Source organism: Achromobacter sp. RT286_PF, assembly GCF_059760425.1.
The window spans coordinates 133721-151746 of the sequence record NZ_JCBAMR010000002.1 but is presented as its reverse complement, the minus strand read 5'-3'; the positions used below and the strand labels follow the sequence as shown (position 1 = coordinate 151746).

General features: G+C 65.9%; 13 protein-coding genes. 6 read left to right on the top strand and 7 right to left on the bottom strand.

Features of this window, described 5'->3' with window-relative positions; genetic code table 11:
- The gene (locus AC6LJY_RS02555; protein ID WP_219991038.1) at positions 1 to 1068 is read right to left on the bottom strand and encodes an aromatic ring-hydroxylating dioxygenase subunit alpha; all 1068 of its coding nucleotides are present in this window, start codon (positions 1066 to 1068) and stop codon (positions 1 to 3) included.
- Positions 1069 to 1077: 9 nt separating this feature from the next.
- On the bottom strand, positions 1078 to 2235 hold the full coding sequence (locus AC6LJY_RS02550) for an ABC transporter substrate-binding protein (RefSeq protein ID WP_498135218.1): 1158 nt from the start codon (positions 2233 to 2235) through the stop codon (positions 1078 to 1080).
- 108 nt (positions 2236 to 2343) lie between these two features.
- On the opposite strand from AC6LJY_RS02550, the gene AC6LJY_RS02545 reads away from it, so the two are divergent.
- Complete coding sequence (locus AC6LJY_RS02545; protein ID WP_120156869.1) at positions 2344 to 3267, top strand: LysR family transcriptional regulator; 924 nt, start codon at positions 2344 to 2346, stop codon at positions 3265 to 3267.
- Between the two features lie 44 nt (positions 3268 to 3311).
- Here the strand turns inward: AC6LJY_RS02545 and AC6LJY_RS02540 are convergent, their stop codons facing one another.
- Both AC6LJY_RS02540 and AC6LJY_RS02535 read right to left on the bottom strand, forming a co-directional pair.
- On the bottom strand, positions 3312 to 4175 hold the full coding sequence (locus AC6LJY_RS02540) for a ZIP family metal transporter (protein WP_498135217.1): 864 nt from the start codon (positions 4173 to 4175) through the stop codon (positions 3312 to 3314).
- Positions 4176 to 4235: 60 nt separating this feature from the next.
- On the bottom strand, positions 4236 to 4757 hold the full coding sequence (locus AC6LJY_RS02535; RefSeq protein ID WP_498135216.1) for a ferritin-like domain-containing protein: 522 nt from the start codon (positions 4755 to 4757) through the stop codon (positions 4236 to 4238).
- A gap of 154 nt (positions 4758 to 4911) precedes the next feature.
- On the opposite strand from AC6LJY_RS02535, the gene AC6LJY_RS02530 reads away from it, so the two are divergent.
- From AC6LJY_RS02530 to AC6LJY_RS02515, 4 genes are all read left to right on the top strand, one after another.
- Positions 4912 to 6087, top strand: coding sequence for a hypothetical protein (locus AC6LJY_RS02530; RefSeq protein ID WP_498135215.1), 1176 nt, complete (start codon positions 4912 to 4914; stop codon positions 6085 to 6087).
- A 10-nt stretch (positions 6088 to 6097) separates the two neighbouring features.
- A complete protein-coding gene (locus AC6LJY_RS02525; protein ID WP_498135214.1) occupies positions 6098 to 6820 on the top strand; it encodes a ferritin Dps family protein in 723 nt (240 codons plus the stop codon).
- A gap of 141 nt (positions 6821 to 6961) precedes the next feature.
- Positions 6962 to 7780, top strand: coding sequence for a glucose 1-dehydrogenase (locus tag AC6LJY_RS02520; protein ID WP_498135213.1), 819 nt, complete (start codon positions 6962 to 6964; stop codon positions 7778 to 7780).
- Positions 7781 to 7783: 3 nt separating this feature from the next.
- Complete coding sequence (locus AC6LJY_RS02515; RefSeq protein WP_314362615.1) at positions 7784 to 9604, top strand: glycoside hydrolase family 15 protein; 1821 nt, start codon at positions 7784 to 7786, stop codon at positions 9602 to 9604.
- Positions 9605 to 9656: 52 nt separating this feature from the next.
- On the opposite strand, the gene AC6LJY_RS02510 is transcribed toward AC6LJY_RS02515, so the two are convergent.
- Both AC6LJY_RS02510 and AC6LJY_RS02505 read right to left on the bottom strand, forming a co-directional pair.
- Positions 9657 to 10223, bottom strand: a complete 567-nt coding sequence (locus AC6LJY_RS02510) for a sugar O-acetyltransferase (protein WP_498135212.1) — start codon at positions 10221 to 10223, stop codon at positions 9657 to 9659.
- 130 nt (positions 10224 to 10353) lie between these two features.
- Positions 10354 to 11493 carry a GGDEF domain-containing protein gene (locus tag AC6LJY_RS02505; RefSeq protein ID WP_498135211.1) on the bottom strand — a complete coding sequence of 380 codons (1140 nt, stop codon included), beginning with the start codon at positions 11491 to 11493 and terminating at the stop codon, positions 10354 to 10356.
- 357 nt (positions 11494 to 11850) lie between these two features.
- Between AC6LJY_RS02505 and AC6LJY_RS02500 the strand changes: the two genes are divergently transcribed.
- Positions 11851 to 12339 carry a response regulator gene (locus AC6LJY_RS02500; protein WP_498135210.1) on the top strand — a complete coding sequence of 163 codons (489 nt, stop codon included), beginning with the start codon at positions 11851 to 11853 and terminating at the stop codon, positions 12337 to 12339.
- Positions 12340 to 12352: 13 nt separating this feature from the next.
- Here AC6LJY_RS02500 and AC6LJY_RS02495 read toward each other — a convergent pair whose 3' ends face one another.
- A complete protein-coding gene (locus AC6LJY_RS02495) occupies positions 12353 to 17785 on the bottom strand; it encodes an autotransporter domain-containing protein (RefSeq protein WP_498135209.1) in 5433 nt (1810 codons plus the stop codon).
- Between the last annotated feature and the right edge of the window lie 241 nt (positions 17786 to 18026).

Below are 18026 nucleotides of genomic sequence, written 5' to 3'. Positions count from 1 at the left end.
TCAGGCGGCCTCCGGCGCGGTCGCGATCGGAATCACGGTGGGGGCAAGCTGTTGCTCTTCCTGCACCCGCCGCGATACCACCCAGCGAAATTGCGACAGCGCCGCATCAATGGCCAACGGCACCATCTTGAAGTCCGGCGCCAGGGACAATGAGCGCTGCTGCGCGGTGATGATCTCGCGGTCTTCGTCAAAGGCGGTGACCACGCTTTGGTGGATGGACGCCGTGACCTCCGGGCGGTCGATGGCGAAGTTATGCGGATGCGCGAAGAAATAGTGCGTGGACGTTGCCGTTTCCGGGGTCAGCGCCTGGCACCCGCGAAACTCGGCGGCGTCCACCCGCCGGCCTTCCTGTGCACCCGTTCCGGTGGGCGCCATGCCCGAGTCCATGACGAGGATGCCGGGAACGGTGAAGTTATAGATGTTCCACCGGTCGACCCGGCCGGGCCAGTTCTTGACCTTGGCCGCAAACGCGGGCGCTTCGGTGTTCATCGTCCAACGCGTAATGCGCACGCCGTCCGGCAGGCGTTCCACCTTGGGCGCTACCGCTGCGTAGTCTTCACCGCCGCCCAACGTGGTCGGATGCACGAAGGGCAGATGCGAAAAGTCCAGCAGGTTATCGGCGATCAGCAGATAGTTGACGTCGTAGTGGATGTAGCCGTCCAGGCTGCGCCAGTCGGGGTGATCCAGCCATTGGGTGTCGGGAATAAGCGTAGCGTCCGCGCGCTCGGGGTCGCCCATCCAGATCCATATCCATCGGTTGCGCTCGACGACGGGAAAGGTATTGACGCGGGCTTGTGGCGGTATGCGCGCTTGGGCCGGGGCTTCGACACAGGCGCCCGAGGCGTCGAACTTCAACCCGTGATACATGCAGCGCACGCAGTCTCCCTCGCGCCGCCCCATGGATAGCGGCGCGCCGCGGTGGCAGCAGCGGTCTTCCAGCGCCACCAACGTGCCGGTGCTGTCGCGATACATCAACACGGGCACGCCGATCAACGTGCGCGAGAACAGGCCGTCCGCCGTGACTTCCTTGTCCCACGCCGCCACATACCAGGTATTTTTCACGAACATCGCAATCTCCTATTGCACGTAGCGCCATGCGCCGTTCTTGATCTGCACCATGACGGCGGCGCGTGCGTCGTAGCCCACGTGATCGCTCGGCGACATGGTGGCTATGCCTTGCGAAGTGACCACGTCCCGCGTGCTTTCCAACGCGTCGCGCAGCGCCATGCGGAACTGAGCCGTGCCAGGTTTGGCGCTGCGTAGCGCGGTCTTTAACGCGGGTTGCAGCACCAGGCCGGCGTCCCACGCATTGGCCGCGAAAACCGACATGGAATCCTTGCCATAAGCGGTTTCATAGCGTTGGGTCAGATCCATGGCAACCGCTCGTATCGGGTTGGCCGGGTCCAGCTGGCTTGCCACCACTACCGGGCCGACGGCGAACAAGGCGCCTTCAGCCTCCTTGCCCGCGATGCGCAGGAATTCGCGGTTGGCAATGCCGTAGGTCTGGTAGATGGCGCCTTGGTAGCCGCGTTCGCGCAGGGACTTCTGCGGCAACGCACCGGGCGTGCCGGATGCCGCCACCAGCACCGCGTCGGGTCGCACGCCCATCAATTTCAAGGTCTGCGCGGTGACACTGGTGTCGGTTTTTACATAGCGTTCGCTGGCGACCACCTCGATGCCGGCCGGTGCCGCCTGCTTGCGGGCCTCGGCCAGCCAACTGTCGCCGTAGGCGTCGGCAAAGCCGATGTAGCCCAGCGTTTTGAAGCCGTTGGCCTTCATGTGGGCAAGGGTGGCGGCGACCATCAGGTTTTCGTTCTGGATCACTTTGAACACCCAGCGCCGCTGCGCGTCCATCGGTTCCACGATCTTCACGCTGGCCGCCAGGCTCAGCAACGGCACTTCTTTTTCCTGCGCGATGGGCACAAGCGCCAGGGTCGATGGCGTAACGGATGTGCCCAGAATGACGTCCACCTTGTGCTCGTCGACCAGCCGACGGAACGCACGCGCGGCCTGTGTGGTGTCGGATGCGTCGTCCAGGACGATGTAGCGGATGGGTTCGCCATCCAGTTCGCGGGGCAACAGGTCAACCGCGTTTTTGGCGGGGCCGCCCAGCGATGCGGCGGGGCCGGTCAGCGACAGCACTACCCCGACGTTGATGTCGGCCAGGGCAGGGCCACTGGAAAGCAAGGCGCAAGAAAGCAGCGCCCCAGTTGTGAGGCGTAAGCGGGTTATCAAGATTTGTCTCCTTGGTGTGGAACGCCGATCTGCGCGGCGCTTGACATCAAGATAGGCAGGCGCGGAATATGCGTCAATGTCATTGCTCGAATAGTGAGAATGCACGTCATGCATAACGAAAAGCTGGATCTGAATCTGCTGGCGGTATTCGACGGCCTGCTACGCGAGCGCAGCGTGACACGCGCAGCCGAGCAACTGGGGTTGTCGCAAAGCGCAATGAGTCACGCGGTAAATCGGCTGCGCGCCTTCTTTGACGACCCGCTATTCGTCAAGACAGGGCAGGGGATGCTGCCCACGCCCAAGGCCGAGAGCCTGGCGCCCACGATGCTGGACCTGATGGCCACCATTCGCTCGCAGGTGTTGTCGCAAGCACAGTTCGACCCTGCCGTGGCGCGGCGTGCGTTCACGCTATGCATGACGGACATGGGCGAATTGGTGTTCCTGCCGCCGCTGATCAAGCGGCTGCGAAAGCTGGCGCCGCATTGCACGCTGCGCTCGCGACAGGTGCCGGTCGCGCAGATAGAACCCTTGCTTGCTTCGGGCGAAGTGGATCTGGTGCTGGGCTCGCTGCGCGCCGCGCCGTCTGGCCTGTTTCAGCAGCAGCTGTTCATGCATCGGTTCGTGACGTTGGTCAGCGTCAAGAACACCGAGGTGGGCGATGTCATGACGTTGGAGCAGTTTCAACGCATGCCACAAATCGTCGTGACGCTGGCAGGGCGATCGTCCGAAGCTTATGACAGCGCCATTGAAGAGCAAGGCATCACCCGGCACATCTTTTTGTCGACCCCGCACTTTGTCGTGGTGCCGTTGCTGATCGACCAGCATCCCGATCTGATCGCGACCGTGCCGCAGGAACTGGGCAATGTGTTTGCCGGCTATGGGTCCGTCAGGGTATTGGAGCCGCCGATGCCGTTGCCGTCTTTCGCATTGCGCCAGCATTGGCACCCGCGCTTTCACCAGGACCCGGCAATTGTGTGGCTGCGCGAATTGGTGAAAGACACCTTCGATGCCTATCCGCGGATGCCGGAGTGATCGGTCCGGCGGCCACGTCGATGCGCCGGCAAGGTGCCGCGCCACTAGCCCAGCGCCGTATCCAGCAACGTCATCAGCACAAAGCCCAGCATCAGCCCGCCCGTGGCCCAGGCTTCGTGGCCCTTGCGGTGGGATTCCGGAATGATCTCGTGGCTGATGACGAACAGCATCGCGCCTGCCGCGAAGCCCAGGCCCCAGGGCAGCAGCTGGGCTGATCCGCCGACCAGCGCCGCGCCCAGCACGGCGCCCACCGGTTCGACCAGGCCGGATGCCGCGCCCAGCGCCGCCGAGAACGCACGCGAATAACCCGCCGCCCGCAGCGCGATGGCGATGACCAGGCCTTCGGGCACGTCCTGGATGGCGATGCCTAACGCCAGGGCGCTGGCGCGCATGGCGTCGTTGCCTGCGTAGCCCACGCCAATCGCCAGCCCTTCTGGCAGATTGTGCAAAGTGATGGCGAAGGCGAACAGCCAGGCGCGGCGCATGGCGCGCGCGTCCTTGCCTTCCTTGCCTTTGATGAAATGTTCGTGCGGGATGCGCTGGTCCGCCAACATCAGCGCGCCCGCGCCCAGCAAAATGGCGGCGCCCACCGTCAGGCCGGCGGCCCAGCGCCCCAGGCCCAGGTCAGCCGCCGCGCCTAGCGCGGGCAGCACCAGCGAAAAGGCGCTGGCGGCCAGCATGATGCCGGCGCCAAAGCCCAGCATGGTGTCTTGCGTCCGCTCGGAAAGCGTCTTGCAGAACAAGATGGGCAAGGTGCCCAGCGCGGTGGCGGCGGCGGCGGCCAGGCCGCCCAGCAGGGCGTCGCCCACCAGCGGATGGCGCGCATGCAACAGCAACCAGCCCTGGTAGAAGGCGGCAATACCCGCCACCGCCAGGAACGTCCACATGCAGCGCCTGAACATGGACATACGCGTCATGCGCGTCATACGCGGGGCAGAGCGGGCGCCCATGTCCGTGGCGGTCCGACGCTAGCGCTTGGCCGTGGCGTCGGGTTCGTCGGCCAGCATCAGGAAATGCCGCACCACCGCGCCGGTATTTTTTTCCAGCCACTGCGCCATCGCGATCTCTTCCTGCAAGATGCGTTCGCATTCGACGGCGGTTTCCGTGTCGCCCACGTAGCGCGCGGCTTCGATGATGTTCTTGTAGGCGGCGATTTCCAGGTTCTCGAAGGCGAAGCTGAACATCGAACCCTTGACGATTTCATCCGAGGCCAGCGCGCCCGAGAAACCCTGAAACGTTGCCATCGCCTTGGCGGCCATGTCTTTCATCGTGGAGTTGTCCTGCCCACGCCGTTCCAGGCAGCGCTTGACCACGGCCTGCTGGCCGCGAGTTTCTTCGATGTGCTGCGAAATGCGCTGGCTCAGTTCCGGGTAGTTCTTGATGCGCGACAGCATGCTGGACAGCATGGTCTCTGCCTGTTCTTCCATCGCGTGCGCGTCGCGCAGCCAGTCGTTCAAGTGCTCGTTGGATGGCCGGGAGGTCGTGTCCATGTCGTTCTCCGAAAAAGGTGTCAGGCAGAGCGTTGCCTGGGGCTGCACCTACAGCAATCACCGTTCCCACCGACCGCGCCGCGGCCTTAAAAAATTTGCCGTGCGGGCACGCAGTTTGCTGCCCCTTGTGGTTTTCGTGGAGGCCGATATGGGCATGATCAACAACTTATGGGACAACGCCGGGGTGCCGCTGGACAAGCAGCGATTCACCTGGGCGGAAATGGCCGGCAAGCCGATCAGCAAGTTGGACGATGATGCGTTCACGCGCGTGCGGATCATCTTGCTGAACGGGCTGGAGCTGGATGCGTTGCGGCTCAAGCATATTGCCAGCCGCTTCAACGAGCCGCTGCGCGTGCCGTTGGCGCAGTTGCGGCGGGTTGAGCAGCATCAGGCCACGATGATCAACTGGCTGCTGTCGGCCGACCATTCGCCGCTTGAGACCACCATCGCCTACGAGCAGGTGGCCATTGAAGTGACGGCGGCGGTGGCGCAGGCCGAGCCGGACCCGTATCAGGCGCAAAGCTATCGCTACGGCCTGCTGGAAGACTTTGACCACCTGTACCGCTATAGCGCGATGCTGGACCGGCTGGAAGGCAAGGACGCCAACAACATTCTTCAGGGCTATACCGATATCGTGCCGGGCCGGCCTACCATCGACGAGCATCGCGCACCCGAGGACGACGTCAGACATTCGTATCAGCGCCAGCAGGCGGCGCTGTTGACCAAGATGCACGCCACGTTGATCACGGCGGCGGAATACCAGACGCACGACTACTACATGAACATCGGACCCTTGTTTGCCGACCCGCTGGCGCGCCAGCTGTACGCCGAGATCGCGTCAGTGGAAGAGCAGCACGTGACGCAATATGGGTCGTTGCAGGACCCGGATGAATCGTTGTTGGAAAAATTACTCATCCACGAAGCCACGGAAGTCTTCACCTATTACAGCTGTGTGGAGCAGGAAACGAATCCCAGGATCAAGGCGATCTGGGAACGCTTCCTGGACTACGAACTGGGCCATCTGTCGATGGTGAAAAACCTGTTCAAGGACATCGAGCGGCGCGATCCGGAAGAGGTGCTGGGATCGGTGATTCCGTCGCCGTTGAAGTTTGCGCCGCAGCGCGACTTTGTGCGCGCCGTGCTGGCCAAGGAGACGGGCTTGCGCGCTAAGGGCACGGCCTACGTGCCGGGCGACCAGGAAAGCCAGGCGTCGATCCAGGCGCGCGGCATCCTGAATGCGTCGGGGTCGCCCAGCAGCATGGTGTCCGCCGGCTACGTGTGGACGCCGGGCACCGAACTGAACCGGCGCGCCGAACGCCCGCAGCAATAAGGAGCCAACCATGGAAAAAGCCACCAAGACCGGGATGAATCGCACCGGCATGCAGATGGCGCCCGTGCAGGGGCCGATGCAAGTGAAGTTCGCGCTTGATCAGGGGCCCTCGCCGGGCGGCATGCAGGCGGCCGTCGCGCAGCGCACCGCGGCTATCGTGTCGGCCGGGCAGTTGGGGTCGGTGCCGGTGCCCGCCACGGGCAAGGGCGTGCTGACCACGGTTGCCGGCAAGCTGACCGGCCGCAATCCGGAGGTGCTGATCGACAAGCTGGGGCAGCGTGCGGCGTACGAGCGGTCGGGCGTGCGTCTGTACGAAGCCATGCTGGTCAAGGTCGAGGCCGACCGCGATGACCGCAACACCGGCCTGCGCACCGACCTGATCAAGATCCGTGACGAGGAAGAGGCGCACTTTCACATGCTGGTCGACATCATCGAAAAATTGGGCGCGGACCCCACCGCGCAAACGCCCGGCGCCGATGCCAGCGCGATGGCATCGATGGGACTTGTGCAGGTGTTGACCGACCCGCGCACCAGCATTTCGCAGGGCCTGGAAGCGTTGCTGACCGCTGAACTGACGGACCACGCCTCATGGGAACTGCTGACAGAGCTGGCCGAGCAGCAGGGCCACGACGACTTGGCGGCCCAATCGCGCGAAGCCGAAGCGGCCGAGGCGCGGCACACGACCATCATCCGTCAATGGCTGCGCGAGTTCGTGGCGCGCGACGCCACGTGACGGACGGCTATCGGGCGGCGGTTATTCGGGGCGGTTGATACGCACGCCGCTCCGGGACTAAGCTGGCGTCTGGCTATCGACAGCGGCGCAAGCGGGTTCATCCGGCATCGGCCCGAACCTGCCCGCCTCAAGGAGAGCAGCATGCGGCATGCGGTAGATCTGTCCGGGCGCGTGGCAATTGTCACCGGCGCCAATTCAGGGATCGGGCGCGGTATTGCGCTGGAACTGGCGGCGGCGGGGGCGCGGGTGGTGGTCAACCATCGGCCCAACGAAGACTCCGAGCGGCGCGGCCTGGATGTTGTGCATCAGATCGTCGACGCGGGCGGCCTGGCGGTGGCGGCGGCAGCCGACATCAGCCGCGAAGACGATGTCGAGCACTTGTTCAGCGTCGCGGCAGAACATTTTCAGCGGGTCGACATCCTGGTCAACAACGCCGGCATCGAGCAGCCGGCCGCCATCCAGGACATGACGCTGGCGCAGTGGCAGAAGGTGATCGACACCAACCTGACCGGCCAGTTCCTGTGCGCCCGCGCGGCGGCGCGCGCGTTCCTGAACCGCCAGCCTGCTCCGGCGCCGGGTGAGGCCGCAGGGAAAATCGTCTTCATCAGTTCGGTACACGAAGTGATTCCGTGGGCCTTTCAGGCGAACTACGCGGCGTCCAAGGGCGGCGTGTCGTTGCTGATGCAGTCGCTGGCGCAAGAGTTGGCGCCGATGAAGATACGCGTCAATTCCGTGGCGCCGGGCGCCATCCGCACCCCCATCAACGCGCCCGCGTGGAACACGCCACAAGCCCTGGAATCGTTGCTGAAGCTGATTCCTTACGGACGCATCGGCGAACCCCAGGACGTGGCGCGCGCCGTGGCGTGGCTGGCCAGCGACGACTCCGATTACGTCACGGGTTCGACCTTGTTCGTCGATGGTGGCATGACGCTATACCCCGGCTTTCGCGGGGCGGGCTAGGCCATGTCCAAACGCATCGAGGACTATGGCCTGATCGGCAATATGCTGTCGGCCGCGCTGGTGGCGCGCGACGGCTCCATCGACTGGTTATGTTTGCCGCATTTCGATTCCCCGGCCTGCTTTGCCGCCTTGCTGGGGGACGACAGCCACGGGCGCTGGTTGCTGGCGCCAGAGGGCGCGGGCCACACCAGCACGCGCCGCTACCTGCCCGACACCGCCGTACTGGAAACGCGTCACGAAACCCCGGACGGGGTGGTGCGCGTGTACGACTTCATGCCGCTTAGCGACGAGGAAGAGCGGGTGGACGTGGTGCGCATTGTTCAGTGCGAGTCCGGGCAGGTGGACATGCTCATGGAGCTGACGCTGCGCTTTAACTACGGGCAGGCGGTGCCGTGGGTGCGGCGGCGCGATTACGGTCTTAGCGCCATCGCGGGGCCGGATGCCGTCGAGCTGCACACGGCTGTGCCGCTGCAAGGGCGCGACATGAAAAGCGTGGCCGAATTCCGGGTGCGCCAGGGCGAGACGGTGCCGTTCACACTGTCTTACCACCGCTCGCACAAGACGCCGCATTTTGTGCCCGACCGCATGGAAAGCATGGACCGCACGATTGCCTGGTGGCAGGAGTGGGCCAAGCGCTGCCACTGGGAAAACGGGCCGGGGCGGCGGCGCGATGCGGTGGTCAGATCGCTGATCACACTGAAGCTGCTGACGTTCCAACCTACGGGCGGCATTGTGGCCGCGCCCACCACGTCGCTGCCCGAGCAACTGGGCGGCACCCGTAATTGGGATTATCGCCATTGCTGGCTGCGCGATTCCGCGCTGACGTTGTATGCGCTGCTCAATGCCGGCTATCGCGAAGAAGCCGAGGCGTGGCGGCAATGGCTGTTGCGCGCGGCGGCCGGGCACCCGAACCAGTTGCAGATCATGTATGGCATTGCGGGCGAACGCTGGTTGCCCGAACACGATATTCCGTGGTTGCCGGGCTACGAGAACAGCGCGCCGGTGCGGCTGGGCAATGCGGCGGCGGGGCAGATGCAGCTGGACGTTTATGGCGAACTGATCGAAACGCTGCACGCCGCGCGGGTGGCGGAGCTGGCGCCGCTGGCCGAAGCATGGCGCATGCAAAAGGTGCTGCTCAAACCGCTGGAGCAATTGTGGCGCAAGCCCGATCACGGGATCTGGGAAATGCGCGGGCCGCCGCGCGCGTTCACGCATTCGCGGCTGATGTGCTGGGTGGCGCTGGACCGCACGTTGAAATCGTGCGAACGCTTCGGGCTGGAAGGGCCGGTGGATCGGTGGCGCGCGCTGGCCGCCGAGATCCGCGAAGACATCTGCACGAACGGCTACGACGCCCAGCGCAATACGTTTGTGCAGTACTACGGCGGCACGGCGCTGGATGCGAGCCTGCTGCTGATTCCGCAGGTGGGTTTCCTGCCGCCGGACGATCCCCGAGTGACCGGCACCGTGCAGGCCATCGAGCAGGAACTGCTGCGCGGCGGCTTGGTACTGCGATATTCCACCGAGCATAGCGACGACGGCCTGCCGGGCGATGAAGGCGCGTTTCTGGCATGCAGTTTCTGGCTGGCCGACGCCTACATCATGCAGGGCCGGCTGGATGACGCGCATCGTTTGTTCGATCACCTGCTGTCGTTGCGCAATGACCTGGGCTTGCTGGCCGAGGAATACGACGTGGCGCGCAAGCGGCTGGTCGGCAATTTCCCGCAGGGGTTTTCCCATATCGGGCTGGTCAATACCGCCTACAACCTGAGCGCGGCGGGCGGGCCAGCGCACCAGCGATCGTTCCGCGACGCGCCGCAGGACTAAGCGGGCAGGCTTAACGGCCGATGGGCCGCGTCGCAGGATCAATCGGGCAGGCTTAACGGCCGATGGGCCGCGCCGGGTTGCCCGCCACCGTGGCCGACGCGGGCACGTCACGCGTGACGACGCTGCCCGCGCCGATGATTGCGTTGTCGCCCACCGTGATGCCGGGCAGCAGGATTGCGCCGGCGCCGATCCACACATTGCTGCCGATGCGGATGGGCCGCCCGAATTCCAGGCCGGCCGCGCGCGCGTCCGCCTCGCGCGGGTGGTCCGCCGTCATGATCTGTACGGCGGGGCCAATCTGCGTGCCATCACCGATGTGGACCTCGGCCACATCCAGGATGACGCAGTTGAAATTCATGAAGACGTTGGCGCCCAGGTGGATGTTGCATCCGTAGTCGCAATGAAACGGCGGCCGTACCACCGCGCCGCGTCCTACGGTGCCGAAGCGTTCGCACAGTAGCGCGTGGCGCTGGGCGGCGGGCGCGGCCAGGGCGGCGTTGTACGCCGCCATCCAGGCTTTGGTGGCGGCCTGCTCGGCCTGGATGTCGGGGTCCCTGGGATCGTAGAGATCGCCGTTCAGCATTTTTTGAATTTCAGCGCCGGGACGTAGGCGGGGCATGGCGGTTCCTTGTGCGGTGGCAATGACGCGCGCGGCTGTCAGCAAGTAGCGTGCCCAAAGCGGCGGCGCGGCGCCCGGGCGACGACATAAAAGCGTGCGTAAAGGCACGCGCCCGAACCGAGCCGTACCGTCAAGCGGCGACCTGGTTGCGGCCTGCTCTTTTGGCGGCATACAGCTTTTCGTCCGCGCGCTGGAATAGCGACTGCCAGTTGTCGGCCGCGGTCGCCGCCGCCACGCCCAGGCTCATCGTCACAGGCGACGCCCCGTCCGGCGCGCGTACGGTGTCCGCGACAAAGGCCCGCAGCCGCTCCGCGCAACGCACCGCTTCCTGGAAGTCGGTGGCCGGCAAATAAACGGCGAACTCTTCGCCGCCGATGCGCCCCAGCAGGTCGCGCTTGCGCACGGACAACGTCAGCGCCCGCGCCACGTCTTTCAACACCGCGTCCCCGCCGCTGTGGCCGTATTGGTCGTTGATGCGCTTGAAGTGATCGACATCGCCAACCACCAATGCGGCCGGTTCGTGGCGGCCCTGTTCGAAGGGCCGCATGCGGGTCTCGAAGCCTCGTCGGTTGAGCAAACCCGTCAGCCAGTCTTTCTCGCCTTCATGCCGCACTTCGTCGATGGTGTCGGCGGCCACCGCCAGCAATAGCGTAATTGCCAGCCCTACGCTGAAGACGGCCAGCGACAACTGCAACCACTGCCAGAACGGGGAATCCGCAAACGCCAGCGGGCCGTTGGGCGCGTGCGTGCCGATGCTGAGCAACGTGCGCGGAAAAAAATGCAGGCCGAACGCCAGCAGCACCACGAACAAGGCGGTGTCGATGCGGCGTCCGGCGGACGCGCGGCGCATGCGCAATGCGGCCACGGTCAGCAGGGCGCCGATGCCGATGTTCAGGACATAGACGCGCACCAGCAGGTTGCGGTCGATATAAAAGAAGTACCAGAGCGCCGTCAGGATGGCGGCGCAAAAGGCCAGGTACGCACGCCAGGGCAGCCCCCGGCCGACGCGGTTCAGGATGCCCTGCGTGGCCGCGCACACGGCGGTGATGTAGAGCATGCCGGACACCAGGGCGTTGGCGCCCGAGTCGCGCGGCAGGTACAGGATCTGCGACATTGCGCCGGCGGCGAACAGCCCGCAGCCCGCCGCCAGATACAGAAGATAGGTGCGATGCCGGAAGGCGCACCAAATGCCAACAAATGTAATGGCGAAAACCACCACCAGGGTAGGGGCAATCAACGACAGGGTGATTCGAACCTGGGCACCAACCATATAAGCATCCTGAAGAACCCGCGCGTGCGTGCAAGGCGCCGGCCAAGGGTGGAATGCTACCAAGGGCGCGCGCCGGGCTTACGCCGCGTTTGGGAAAAGCCGCGCGGCCGGCGTGCCCACCGAGCGTCGTTTCGTCCCGATACAATTCCTTCATACATGAACGAGCGGCATGCCCTAGGATTCCGCCTTATACAGCCCGCCATCCTCTTTTGCGTACGCTTGAAAGCGCCGAAAGTCGAGAAACGACGCGAGGCACATTTCCCGCCCCTTATCGCCATGCCGCCCCAACAATGGGCGCCGGCGAACCAGCCTGGGCGGCCAAACATACGAACGCCGCGCCAGGCGGCATTGAACACCATGACGAAGATTCTTGTTGTCGATGATCAGCCGACGCTGATCGAGCTGTTGAGCGAATTCCTTGGCGACGAAGGCTACGACGTAACGGGCCACACCGACGGACTGACGGCGCTGCAACAGATGCTGGCCGTGCGTCCCGACGTGGTGATCACCGACTTTTCCATGCCCGGCATGCACGGCGGCGCGCTGCTAACCGCCATGCGCGAAAACGCCTACCTGTGCGACACCCCCGTGGTCGTGTTGAGCGGCCGGCCGGAATACGAGGTAGACCAGGCCTGCGAAGGCTATGCCGTCTACCTGCGCAAGCCGGCCGAGCCGACCGAGGTGCTGGCAGCCGTACGCCGCCTGGCCCCCGCCCCAGCGGCGCCCACCGCAGCCGCCGCGCCCGCGCGCCCGGCGCGTCTGCGCAGCGACGCGGACGACCTGGCTGCCCCGCTGCGCCAAAACACGGCCGGCGCCTCGCACGGATCGGCCGCGTACTTCGCGTAACCCCGGTAGTTCTTTAAAACCGGTAGCGCACATCCAGCGTGCCGGTGTTCTGCCGGTTGCCGTCCCCGAATTGACCGCCGTAGCTGACGCCCACCGTGGTGCGCTTGCTGACGTCGATTCCCACGCCCACTTCCACCACGGCCGCGTCGCGGGCCACGGGCGCGCCGGTTGCCGTGAACGTGTCGCCGCCTTGGGCAAACGCCAGCACGCTGGCCGGGTTCAAGTCGCCGAACGCATGGCGCCAGCCCAGCGTGCCCCGCGCGTAGCCGCGTGCGCCCGCGCTATCGAACGTAGTCAGCGCGTGCAGCCCGACGGTGGTGGTGGTGACGTCGTTGCGGCTGCTCTGGCCGCGCAGCGCCGCGTCCCCGCCCGATTCCGAAAAGCCGCGCGTGTGCAGGTCGCTGTAGTTGGCGGCCACGAAAGGCTCCAGCGTCAGACGGTCGTGCACGGGCACGGCGTAGCCCAGTTCCGTGAAGACCTGGCCGGTGCTGGCGCCGTAGTTGGCCTTTAGCGTCTGGTTCAGCCCGGCGGCGGCGGTGCTGCGGCGCGTGTCCACCTCGTGCCAGGTATAGGCGGCGCCCAGACTCAGATTGATCTTGCCGGCCCCGGCCTCGAACGCCTTGCCGCCATAGACGGCGATACTGTAGCTGTCGGTGTCAGCACTGGACGCACGGTCGCGGGTGCGGCTGTCGCTGTTCGCGTAGCCGACCGCGCCGCCCAGGCGCCAACCGCCGCCTACCGCCGCGTCCCCGCCGATGGTCACGCCGGCATCGGATTGCGTGGTCTTGGCCGCATTGCCGTCACCGTCCAGCGTGGTCCATTTGCCGAACACCTGCGCCCACAGCGGTTGCGCGGCGGACTGCGGCAGCGAGGCGGCGTCGCCCAGGCCCAGCTGGGCAGTGGGCGCGCCGGGAATCTGCCCGGCATTGAGGTTGGCGTGCAGCCGCGCCATCGGCATCTGCGTGAACGCGCCCGTCACGTTTTGCAGCACGGACACCGTGCTGGCATGCGCTTCGCCGGACAGCGCGTTGAACGCGGCGGGCGGCGCGCCGTTGGGCAGGTTGAGAATGTGCTGATACAGCGCGCTATTTGCCGGCAGGCTTTGCAACGCACGCGCCACGCCACGCTGATTGCCGGTGACGGCGGCATCGGCGAATTCGATGGGGCGCGTGCCCCCGCCGCTGCCGTTGTCGCCACCGCCGCCGTTGCCGTTGCCGTTGCCGTTGCCGTTGTCGCCACCCCCGCCTTCGGACGGCACTTCCTTCAGCTTCACCACCAGGTCCACGCGATTCGCGTCGTAGGACAAGGACGGCGTCAGAAAGGCCAGGTTGCTGGAGACGGTGTCAAAGCGCCCCTGCACGCCATTGTTGGCGGCAAGAATGGTGTAGGTGGTGGAGGGCGCGTAGTTGCCGTTTTCACCCACTTGCACGACTGAGCCGTTCAACGTGGCCGTGCCCGCGACACGCACGCTGCTGCTCTGGCCGTTGGCGGCGGTCGCCACGCGGTAGGTCGCGCCCGGCTTGAAGGTAAGGTCGCCCGCGACGTTCATGCTGCCCAGCGGGGTGGCCGCGTTGCCGGGCGACAGCGTGGCGCCCGATCCGATCGTGACGTTGTTCAAGGTGCCGGTGCCCGACAGCGTGGTGCCCGCCAAGGCCTGCACGCGGCCACCCAGCTTGCCGTCCACCTGCAAGGCGCCGGCAGACAGTTGCAGGGCGCCGGTGTAGGCACTGCTGTCGCCCGCCATGGCCAGCGTGCCCGCGCCCAGTTTGCGGGTCTCGCCCGCACCGGACAGCGTGCCGCTGTAGACCGTGTCGTCCGATCGGTTGAACACCAAGCTGCCCTGGTTGGCGATGTTGCCGGTGACCCAGCCGGTGGTGCCGCCGTCGCCCACTTGCAGCGTGCCGGCGTCAATGTAGGCGCCGCCTGCCAGCGAGTTTTGGCCGGTCAGCACCAGCGTGCCCGTGCCGCTTTGGCGTAACTGGCCCGCGCCGGTGATGTCGCCATTGAAGGCCAGGCGGTCGCTGCGCTTGAACATAAGCGTTGCGCCGCTTGCCACCGCGACGTTGCCGGCGATGCTGCCCGCTACCGCGCCGTCGCCCACCTGCAAGGTGCCCGCTTGCACCGAGGTGCCGCCGACATAGGTATTGCTGCCGCCCAGCACCAGCGTGCCCGCGCCGAGCTTGGCCAGGCCGCCGTTGCCGGTCAATGCCTGGCTCAGGACGAACGTGTTGCCGGCGTCGGCGATATCGAAGCCGCCGCCCGCCGTGCCCAGCGTGATGTTGCGCGCGGTGTTCTGAAAAGCGGTGCCGGTCACGCGCAGCGTGCCGCCCTGGAAGTCCAGGCCGGCCCCGGGCGCGCCCAGGTTGGCATCGGTGGAAACCTCCAGCGTGCCGGCCGTCAATTGCGTGCGTTGCGTGTAGGTGTTGGCGCCGTTCAGCACCAGGGTGCCCAAGCCCGTCTTGTTGATGCCCACGCCCGTCAAGGTGTTGTCGATGGTGGCCGTCCACGCCGCCGACGCCGGGCTGCCATTACCCACGCGTATCTCGCCCGGCGCGCTGGGCGTGGAGCCGGTCACCGCCAACGACGAACCGGTCAGCCGATAGCCGTCGCTGGCGAACTGAATGCCTTGGGCGGTGATGGCGCCGCCGGTGTCATCGACGGTCACCGTGCCGGCAGCCCCGCCAAAGATGGCGAAGGCGTCGGCCGGATAGCGCGCGGCGGTCAGGCTGCCCGTGGCGTCCGTCCAGACGGCGCTGGTGGTCGACCAGACGCCCGACCCGCCGCCCATCTGGGTGGGGCTGGCCAAGCCGTTGGCGTTCCAGAGGTTCAGCGACAAGCCGGTGGCGTTGATCAGGTTGATCTGCTTGGCACCGGCAAGGGCTTGCAGCGTCATGCCTGTGGAAGTGACCAGGCCGCCATGACTCAAGGTCAATGTGCCGGTGTAGTCGAACAAGCGGTACAAGCCCAGGCCTAATCCGCCGGCATCCAGCACGGTCAACTGCGCGCCGTTCAATTGCAGGTCGCCGTTGACGCTGACGCTATGGCTGACGCCCGGCGCACCCAGGCTGAATTGCGCCTGAGACCCCTGCGCCATCGACAGGTTGCCGTTGACGGTGAACACGCCGGCAAGCGCGCCGGGGGCCAGGCGGCCGCCGGATTCCACCGTTACGTTGCCGGTAACCTGCCCGAATCCGCCCAGCGTAGCGGTGTTGCCCACGGTGATGTTGCTGCTGACGGCGGCGCTGCTGTTGGCCGCGCTGGAGCCGACCATCAGCGTGCCACTGTTGACCAGCGTGTCGCCGGTGTAGGTGTTGACGCCATTCAGGTTGAGACTTGCCGGCCCGTCCTTGACGAGTCCGCCGGCGCCCTGGATCGAGCCCGCGTAGGAACCCGAGTTCACCATCGCGCTCAGACCCAGCAGCACGTTGCCGCCGTTGCCGTTCAGCGAGGCCAGTTGCTGGCTTGCGGCCGATGCCAGATCCAGCGTTGCGCCGGTGTTGACCGTGACGGCGGAGTCCGGAAGCAGGCTGCCCGCGGGCCCCAAGGCCAGCGTGCCGCCGTTGACGGTCAGGCCGCCGGCAAAGGTGCTGGCGCCGCTAAGGGTCTGCCTGCCCGAACCCGCTTTAACCAGCGCGCCCGCGCCGGCGATCACGCCGCCAAAGTCGGCGTCGTTGGGGCTGTCCAGCGTCAGCGTTGCCGATCCCAACTGCACGAATGCGCCGGAGCCCGCAAGCGTGGTCAACGTCTGGTTGCCGCCGTTGCTCAGGTCCAGCGTGGTTCCGGAGGCCAGGGTGATGGCGCTGCCGCCCAGGGTGCCGCCCGCGCCTACCGCCAAGGTGCCGGCTGCCACGGTGGTGGCGCCGGTATAGGTGTTTGCGCCGGTCAGCGTCAGCTTGCCCGCGCCTGCCTTGGTCAATGTGCCCGCGCCGGACAGCACACCGGAATAGGTGCCGGCGGTGGCTTGCTGGAACGTCAGCGCGCCATCGTTGGCGATATTGCCTTGCAGGTTGCGCGTGTCGCCTTGCAGGCTGGCGGATGCGCCGATGGCGGTGCCACCGGTGTAGGTGCTGGTGCCGCCAAGCGTGATGGAGCTGGTGCCCTGGACGTTCAGCGCGCCCGCGCCCGAGACGTCGCCCGCCAGCGTCAGGGCTTGGCCCGCCGTGATGCGCAGCCCGGCATTGCCAAGCTCGACGTTGTTGCTCATCGTCTGGTTGGCGGTGCCCACGGCCAGTGCGCCGCCATTTGCCACGATCGACGCCGAGCCGAACACGCCGCCGTCTTGAAGGGTGGCCAGGCCCCCATTGAGTTCCACGTTGCCGCCATTGGGCAGAAACGCGCCGCTTAATGTCCAGCTGCCGCTATTGATGCGCAGCTTGTCGAAGTTGATGTAGGTGTCGCCGGATGCGGTGCCCACGCCGCCATTGCCGCTCTCGGTGCCGGCCGATGGCAAGACGTTTTGCAGCACCAGCGTGTCGCCCGCGCCCGTGCCGCCGTCGATCTTGCCGGGGGGCGCAAAGCTCAGGCCGGGGGTGTCGTCCACGGCCAAATCGGCGGTCGCGGCGTTCGGGCCACGCAGCACCAGCGATCCCGTTACCGCGGTGTAGGTGTTGTTGCCACCCTGACCCAGCGATACGCCGCCCACGATCGTTCCCGCGTTGTCGAACAGGTGTCCTTGGCCCGGTGTGCCGGAGGCCTGGAACCCGACGCGCCCGATGATGACGCCCGTGCTTTCGTTGACGAAGCGCACTTGACCACCCCCATACGCCGCGATTACCGGCAAGTTGGAGGTTTCCGTGATCTGGCCGCTTCTCGGAACGCTACGGATCATGCCGGCGTTGCTCAGTTGGCTTACCCCACCGGTTCCGTTTTGCACGGCCAGCGCCATGCCTTGCACGGTGGGAAACGGAACAGACGCGCTGACCACGCCGCCCAGTATCCCGGTCGCCAGGTTACTGACGCTGATCGCGTTGCCCCTGCCGCTGCTGTTGCCGATCACCAGGCCCGACGATGCTGTCGCGGCGGGGCCGAACAGATTGGCGTCGATCCGGCCTTTATTGCTCACCGTGATTTTGTCGCCGCTCAGCCGCATGGCCGTGCCGCCCAGGGCCGGGTCGACGCCTACGGTGGCGTTCTCCTCCACCCGCACATGCAGCACGTTCGAGGCGCTTGCATAACCCGGGTCGCTGGACAGATCCAAGCCTTCGCAAGTCACGATGATGAGGTCTTCAATGCACTCGGCCTGAACCGCCGTGCTGACGCTGGACAATCCAAGCGCCAGCGCAACGGCGGCCGCCGCCACATAAGGCGGCGCGCTGGTCGCGATGCTGCTGGTCGCGATGCTGCTGGTCGCGGACGAGCTGCCACCGCGCGATTGCGACGCCAGTTCCGATGCGGCCTGCCAGACGCGCAATTTGCGGTTCCATACCAGTCGGTAGATGTGATTCAAAATGCGGTCCTCCGGGGCTCTTGGGGCGTGCATTCCTTCAAGCGCGACCGCCGCGTTCACGCGCGCAATCCCGTCGCACGGCGCCGGGCCATGCGTGCGTTTTTTGGAATGATCAGGGGTGGGTAGGGAAATTTCGGGTCAATAAATACTCGATGTTCCAGCCCGCCAATCGGGGGAAAACAAAGGATTTTTCAGCGCTTTTCCGCAGCGTGACGTGTACACCCAAGGCGGGCGCGGCGCA

What these genes read in the sequence shown, in the direction of transcription:
- AC6LJY_RS02535 (WP_498135216.1), bottom strand. Translation starts at nt 4,757, where the DNA reads ATGGACACGACCTCCCGGCCATCCAACGAGCACTTGAACGACTGGCTG.
- AC6LJY_RS02520 (WP_498135213.1), top strand. Translation starts at nt 6,962, where the DNA reads ATGCGGCATGCGGTAGATCTGTCCGGGCGCGTGGCAATTGTCACCGGC.
- AC6LJY_RS02510 (WP_498135212.1), bottom strand. Translation starts at nt 10,223, where the DNA reads ATGCCCCGCCTACGTCCCGGCGCTGAAATTCAAAAAATGCTGAACGGC.
- AC6LJY_RS02525 (WP_498135214.1), top strand. Translation starts at nt 6,098, where the DNA reads ATGGAAAAAGCCACCAAGACCGGGATGAATCGCACCGGCATGCAGATG.
- AC6LJY_RS02555 (WP_219991038.1), bottom strand. Translation starts at nt 1,068, where the DNA reads ATGTTCGTGAAAAATACCTGGTATGTGGCGGCGTGGGACAAGGAAGTC.
- AC6LJY_RS02530 (WP_498135215.1), top strand. Translation starts at nt 4,912, where the DNA reads ATGATCAACAACTTATGGGACAACGCCGGGGTGCCGCTGGACAAGCAG.
- AC6LJY_RS02540 (WP_498135217.1), bottom strand. Translation starts at nt 4,175, where the DNA reads ATGTCCATGTTCAGGCGCTGCATGTGGACGTTCCTGGCGGTGGCGGGT.
- AC6LJY_RS02505 (WP_498135211.1), bottom strand. Translation starts at nt 11,493, where the DNA reads ATGGTTGGTGCCCAGGTTCGAATCACCCTGTCGTTGATTGCCCCTACC.
- AC6LJY_RS02515 (WP_314362615.1), top strand. Translation starts at nt 7,784, where the DNA reads ATGTCCAAACGCATCGAGGACTATGGCCTGATCGGCAATATGCTGTCG.
- AC6LJY_RS02500 (WP_498135210.1), top strand. Translation starts at nt 11,851, where the DNA reads ATGACGAAGATTCTTGTTGTCGATGATCAGCCGACGCTGATCGAGCTG.
- AC6LJY_RS02545 (WP_120156869.1), top strand. Translation starts at nt 2,344, where the DNA reads ATGCATAACGAAAAGCTGGATCTGAATCTGCTGGCGGTATTCGACGGC.